The 6,000-nt window shown below is 44.2% G+C and carries 7 protein-coding genes; 6 read left to right on the top strand and 1 reads right to left on the bottom strand.

Annotated features, from left to right (window positions below):
* The 6 genes from Q0Q74_RS09090 to Q0Q74_RS09065 form a co-directional block, all read left to right on the top strand.
* The coding region (locus Q0Q74_RS09090; protein WP_294430141.1) for a hypothetical protein at positions 1 to 340 on the top strand (340 nt) is incomplete at its 5' end.
* A gap of 265 nt (positions 341 to 605) precedes the next feature.
* Entirely contained in the window at positions 606 to 776 is a 171-nt protein-coding gene (locus Q0Q74_RS09085) for a hypothetical protein (RefSeq protein ID WP_294430138.1), read from the top strand.
* Positions 777 to 779: 3 nt separating this feature from the next.
* Positions 780 to 2,285 (top strand): Na+/H+ antiporter NhaC family protein, encoded by a 1,506-nt coding sequence (locus Q0Q74_RS09080; RefSeq protein WP_294430136.1) that lies wholly within the window; start codon positions 780 to 782, stop codon positions 2,283 to 2,285.
* 21 nt (positions 2,286 to 2,306) lie between these two features.
* A complete protein-coding gene (locus Q0Q74_RS09075) occupies positions 2,307 to 2,876 on the top strand; it encodes a lactate utilization protein (RefSeq protein ID WP_294430133.1) in 570 nt (189 codons plus the stop codon).
* Between the two features lie 14 nt (positions 2,877 to 2,890).
* On the top strand, positions 2,891 to 3,109 hold the full coding sequence (locus Q0Q74_RS09070; protein ID WP_294430132.1) for a hypothetical protein: 219 nt from the start codon (positions 2,891 to 2,893) through the stop codon (positions 3,107 to 3,109).
* Positions 3,063 to 4,064 carry an RluA family pseudouridine synthase gene (locus Q0Q74_RS09065; protein WP_294430131.1) on the top strand — a complete coding sequence of 334 codons (1,002 nt, stop codon included), beginning with the start codon at positions 3,063 to 3,065 and terminating at the stop codon, positions 4,062 to 4,064. The genes Q0Q74_RS09070 and Q0Q74_RS09065 overlap by 47 nt, the downstream gene beginning before the upstream one ends.
* Before the next feature lie 49 nt (positions 4,065 to 4,113).
* Here the strand turns inward: Q0Q74_RS09065 and Q0Q74_RS09060 are convergent, their stop codons facing one another.
* Entirely contained in the window at positions 4,114 to 5,931 is a 1,818-nt protein-coding gene (locus tag Q0Q74_RS09060) for a methyl-accepting chemotaxis protein (protein WP_294430128.1), read from the bottom strand.
* Positions 5,932 to 6,000: the final 69 nt, after the last annotated feature.

Genomic DNA, 6,000 nt, shown 5'->3' with positions numbered 1-6,000 from the left:
TTTACTCAGACAGAATTTTAAAAATATAAAGTTGTTAGGAACTGAAAGTTTTGGTGCGTATTCTTATGGTGGCGTCCTTCCGGCAATTCTTCCGAATTCTGGGATAATAATAAATATCCCACAGTTTCAGACATTGCCGGGAGTTTTGCAGAAAGATAATTTAGACCCGGATGATGGAATTCAACCGGATTTTCAAACAGAAAGTATAGGAGCGTTGCTGCTTGCTTTGGCTGAAGATGGAATTTCGGAAGAAATTATAGAGATGATAAGCGGGAACATGAAACAAACGCTAATCAATCTGCCCAATGCTCTTGCAGTTGCCGTAGTGGCAGTTAATTAAGAAACTTTAATTAAGTGAGAATGTTCCTTATGTGACATTCTCAGTTTTTAGGACTACATATGAACTCTCTTATGACTAAAATTTTTATGCTTTTTTCAGGAATATCATTTTCGTTAACTTGTTCAGAAAACTTGTCAGAATTGGATTGTGATTACCTATATGCTGGGAATGTACCGAACTTTATTCCTAGCGAAACAGGTGACAATTCCTTTGAGAGCGTTTATAATGTTGTAATTGTAAATAGAAACGACTAGGAGGTGTCATTATGACAAATAACGAAGTGCTTGATGCTCTCAAAAAAATCAAGACCTATTGCGCGGCTGATTTGCTTGACAAACTAAACTACGCGATTGCAATCATCGAAAAACTGGAGTCTGACGGTGTAAAAAATCCGCTGAAAACTGATTTTAAATCTCTTTCAAACGGAGGAGTGTAAAAAATGGCAGGAACATTCTGGTCTCTCGTACCTCCGATTGTCGCAATCGCTCTGGCACTCATCACAAAAGAAGTTTATTCTTCACTCTTTATCGGAATTTTAATTGGCGGAGCCTTTTTCGCCATTGATGCTTCAAGCGGTTTCACTGGCTTTTTCACGCATGTCTTTAACGACGGCATGATTAAGCAGCTTTCTGACTCATGGAATGTTGGAATCCTGGTTTTCCTTGTCGTGCTTGGAACAATGGTCGCACTCATGAACAAGGCCGGCGGTTCTTCTGCTTTCGGTGAATGGGCAAAAAAGCACATCAAGACAAAAAAAGGTGCTCAGCTGGCAACAATCTGTCTCGGCATCCTCATCTTTATCGATGACTATTTCAACTGTCTTACGGTCGGTTCGGTCATGCGCCCGATTACTAAAAAATATAAGGTTTCCCGCGAAAAACTCGCTTATCTTATTGATGCGACAGCGGCTCCAATCTGTATCATCGCACCGATTTCTTCATGGGCTGCGGCAGTTGCAGGCTTTGTAAGCGAAGGCGAAAACGGTCTTGCTCTTTTCTGCAAGGCAATTCCTTTCAACTTCTACGCATTCTTCACAATCGGAATGATGTTCCTTATGGTCTTCATGAATTTTGAATTCGGACCGATGGCAAAATTTGAATACAGCCGAAATGATGCCCTTGGCGAAGATGATGAAGCTCACTCTTCAAATGGCAAAGTGTTTGACCTTGTTTTCCCGATTTTGAGCCTCATCGTTCTTTGTACAATCGGCATGATTTATACAGGCGGATTCTTTGCAAGCGGCGAAGATCACAAAAATTTCGTTGATGCTTTTGCTGCAAGTGACGCTTCTGTCGGTCTCGTGCTTGGTTCGTTCGCGGCTCTTGTCCTTACGATTTGTGTTTTCCTTGTCCGCAGAGTGCTTTCTTTCAAAGAGTGCATGGCCTGTGTTCCAGACGGATTTAAGGCTATGGTTCCTGCAATTTTGATTCTGACTTTGGCATGGACTCTCAAGGCAATGACAGATTCTTTGAGCGCTTCAAAATATGTCGCAGGCCTTGTTGAAGGAAGTGCCCAGGGATTAAAGAATTTCTTGCCAGCCATCATCTTTGTGATTGCGGCTTTCCTTGCATTTGCAACCGGAACTTCATGGGGCACATTCGGTATCCTCATTCCAATCTGCATTGCAGTATTCAGCGTGGGCGATCCTCTCCGAATCATCTCAATTTCTGCATGTATGGCAGGTGCTGTCTGTGGCGACCATTGTTCACCGATTTCCGACACCACGATTATGGCAAGTGCGGGCGCACAATGTGAGCATGTAAACCATGTTTCAACACAGCTTCCTTATGCACTTTCTGTCGCACTTGTGTCTTTCCTCACATACATCGTTGCAGGATTTACTCAGAGCCTCGGTGTCGTTGCCAGCGGAATCATCTCATGGAGCGTCGGTATTGTTCTTCTCGTCGGAGAAGTTATCGTATTAAAGAAAAAAATCGCAAAATAACGGAATTTAAAAGGAGCATTTATGGACACAGAAAAAATCATTGCTAATCTTAAAAAACGCGGTTTCGAAGCAGTTTTCGCTCAAACAAAGGCTGAAGCTGTTGAAGCGGCTCTTGCTTTCATGCCTAAAGGCTCTTCTGTTTCCTGGGGCGGCTCGGTTTCAGTCGAAGAATCTGGCCTGCTTGCACGCGTAAAAAACGGTGATTACAAGCTGATTGACCGTGATTCTGCGAAGTCTCCCGAAGAAAAGGCTGAACTTATGCGAAAGGCCTTTTTTGCAGACTTTTTCCTCACGAGTTTCAATGCTGTGAGCGAGGACGGAGTTCTTTTCAACATCGACGGAAACGGCAACCGCGTAGCTGCAATCACCTTTGGTCCCAAAGAAGTCATCGCTCTTGTCGGAATCAACAAAATCGTTCCGACCGAAGCTGATTTGGAAAACCGTGCGCTCAAAGTTGCGGCTCCAAAAAACGCTCAGCGACTAAAACTTACCAACGAGCACGACATTTGCGCGACTTTCGTTAAAACAAGAATCAGCCGAACAAAAGGCCGAATCAAAATCATCCTGGTCGGTGAAGAACTGGGCTATTAAATCCCAAATTAGAGGTGGCAGTCGGGCGGTACCGCTGCTACTTCGCTTCGCTCCGTAACGCAGCGGTCGGGCTTTTCGCGAGCACTTTCGTTGTCGTGCTCGTTTGGGTTCCGCTACCGCTTCATTCATGGGGCACTAGCCCCATGAACGGCTTTGCCGCTCCTACAATCCCTACCGCTTTTTCTTATGAAATCATTCTTTCTAAAATCCGAAAAATCAACTTCTCTCAATGAATTGCTTCGTTCCGAGCTTCCCCGTCTGCTTGGTGAATCAGTGTCAAATTCAAAAATTCGCCGTCTCATTGTGGCCGGCAGTGTCAGTGTAAACGGGCGGCAGATTCGTGTTCCTGCTTTCAATTTGCGGGCGGGAAGTGCGGTTTCTGTTCAGATTGATGAAGAAAAACTTTTTTTTGAAAAACAGCCGGATGACATCGCTTTTGAACTGACCGAAAAGGATGTTCTTTTTGAGGATGAAAGCATAATCGTTGTAAATAAGCCCACTCATTTCCCAAGTGAAGCCGGCATGGTCGAAAGCCGTGACAACCTTCATGCGGCTGTAGTGAGGTTTTTGTTCGAAAAACAGAAAATCGAAAAGCCAAATGCAAAAAATCCGCCTTATGCAGGAATCATGCATCGTCTTGACCGTGATACAAGCGGAGTCATTCTCTTTACAAAATCACGGAGCGTGAACGCCGCTTGTCATGATATGTTTGAGAATCACACGGCAAGAAAAGTGTACAACGCAATTGTCTGTATAAAATCTTCTGAAATTAAGAACTTCCCTGTCGGTAAAGAGTTTTCGGTTGAATTTCCGATGGGAAGGGTGAGTCCAAAGGGGCAGGCTGCTAAATGGGGAAAGATGAGTGAAAAAAACGGCGGTCTTCCTTCAAAAACGGACTTCAAGGTCTTAAAGGAACTGACCACAGATGATTTGTCGAAAATCGCTGTTGGAAGTGCAATGCTCAGGGCTGGGGATAATCGTTTTCTTCTATTAGAATGTCGCCCGCTCACAGGCCGGACACATCAGATTCGTGTGCATCTTTCTTCGCTCGGAATTCCGATTTTGGGCGATGAGCTTTACGGCGGTCATCCTCATGAAAGAATCATGCTTCATGCTCGTTCGCTCACTTTTCCGCACCCGGTCTCAGGCGAGATTATGTGTGTGGAAAAGGAAAGCGGCTGGGCATAAAACATAGATGTTAGAAAACTTCACCTTTACGAACACCTTCCGTTAAAAATCATTTTACTTTGAATCCATTTATCATCTGAACGACATTTTGTGTAGCGTCCTGTGAAATTTCGCTCGCATCCGCTGCTTCCTGCGCGGCACTCTTCATGTCCTGAATGATATTTGTAATCTGCTCTGAATCTTGGCGCGTGCGTTCTGAAATTGATTTAAGCTCTGAGATTCCGGCGAATACAGATTTGCTTGCATCCTTCATGTTGTCGGAAGCATTGCTGATTTGCTTTCGTGACTGGTCAAGAGACTGCATCGTCTGCAGGATATTCTGAACGCCCGCAGTTTCTTCTGACATTCCGCCCTTGATTTCTCGCATCATCGAGTCCATTCTTGCAATTTTCGTTCCGACCCGCTCAAAGGATTCGGATGACTGTTTTGATGACTGAACGATTCCTTGAATTGCTTCGGAAATGCCGTCAAGAAGATTCTTGATTTCCATTGATTGCGTGGCACTCGTTTCTGCCAGTGCCCGGATTTCATCTGCAACAACCGAAAATCCTTTTCCAACATCACCGGCATGAGCAGCTTCGATTGCGGCATTCATGGCAAGCAGGTTTGTCTGCTCTGCGATTGCGGCGATTGCCTGGTTTGCTTCGTTCAAATTCTCGGACTGCTTTGAGATTTCATCGATTTGACTTGAAACTTCTTCCTGTAATTTGCTGCCTTTATGTGCTTCATGGGTCAGAACTTCATATTCTTCGGTGATTGTGTCCACATTTTTGCTGACTGAGCGTATATTTAGTGAGATTTCCTCGATTGCACTGGAACTTTCGGAAATCGCTCCGGCCTGTTCACTGATTCTATCGTCAAGATTTGAAATTTCCTGCTCGACCGAATTGATTCCTCCGGCAATGACTTCGATTTTGTTTGCCTGTGATGAAATTTCTGAATCAATTTCGTGAACCCTGGTAACAGCCCCTGAAATCTGCTGTAGAGAGCCCTGCATTCTTTCGGTCAGTCTGCTTCCGGTTTCGTTGAGAACATTGGTTTCTTCCTGAAGTGTTCCCACGAGATTACCGATGCTTTGAATCACCTTGTTGCAGTTAATTGCCAAATCCGTAAGCTCATTTTCTCCTTTTTCGGGAATCCGGTGCGTCAAATCGGCCGTACCGTCTGAAATCTGCTTCATTTCATTTGAAATCATTTTCATTGAACCGAAAATTGCGCTTGAGAACAGGTAGAGGATTACCCCGCTGAGAATCAAAAGAATTGCTCCGATTACGGCGATTGTGGCGACTCTGAGCTTGATTGTGTTTATGATGAATGAGATTTCAAAGTCGCATCCCACGAAGCCTACGATTGAACCGCGTGAGTTTTTGATTGCCTTGTATGTTGAGATTGTCCAGCCCCAGCCTTCCTGATAGACCATGCCGGAAGTCGTTAGTTTGCCTGTTTTCATGGTGTCAAAAGGTGCCTGACTCCATGAATCAATGTCTTCTTCTGTGCCCATCGGTGAAAAGTTTTCTGTATCAGTGGGATCACAGCTTCCATCTATTATATAGCGGTAAGTTGTGCCAGAAACAGGAGCCATCGTAAAAAGATAAGAGCATCCTGCTGTCTGTGCGACATCAAGCATCCAGAGGCGGGTTTCTTCTGCCCATTCGTCTGTTGAATCAAGACTCTGTGTAAGTTTTTCGAATTTATCGCCGTCGATATAATTCCAGACTTTTTCGACGACCGGCTTTCCCTGCATGGCTGCAAATTCTTCTGCGGTGTGGATTATACTGAGTGTAGCAATGGAAGTTACGATGATAAGCGAAATCAGGATGAAAGTGACGGAACCTGCGATAAATTTAAATTTCAGGGATTTAAACATTAGCTATTCCTCCAATATTTTCATTATAAATCTGCCCGTGGATTTTTTAAAGAAATAATTGTTCATTAA

Origin of the sequence: uncultured Treponema sp. (assembly GCF_946187725.1) — a bacterium.
GTDB lineage: Bacteria > Spirochaetota > Spirochaetia > Treponematales > Treponemataceae > Treponema_D.
This window is presented reverse-complemented; position numbering and strand designations above follow the sequence as displayed.

Excerpts from the sequence above, each read along its gene's own strand:
- Q0Q74_RS09080 (WP_294430136.1), top strand. The coding sequence starts at position 780 with ATGGCAGGAACATTCTGGTCTCTCGTACCTCCGATTGTCGCAATCGCT.
- Q0Q74_RS09075 (WP_294430133.1), top strand. The coding sequence starts at position 2,307 with ATGGACACAGAAAAAATCATTGCTAATCTTAAAAAACGCGGTTTCGAA.
- Q0Q74_RS09060 (WP_294430128.1), bottom strand. The coding sequence starts at position 5,931 with ATGTTTAAATCCCTGAAATTTAAATTTATCGCAGGTTCCGTCACTTTC.
- Q0Q74_RS09085 (WP_294430138.1), top strand. The coding sequence starts at position 606 with ATGACAAATAACGAAGTGCTTGATGCTCTCAAAAAAATCAAGACCTAT.
- Q0Q74_RS09065 (WP_294430131.1), top strand. The coding sequence starts at position 3,063 with ATGAAATCATTCTTTCTAAAATCCGAAAAATCAACTTCTCTCAATGAA.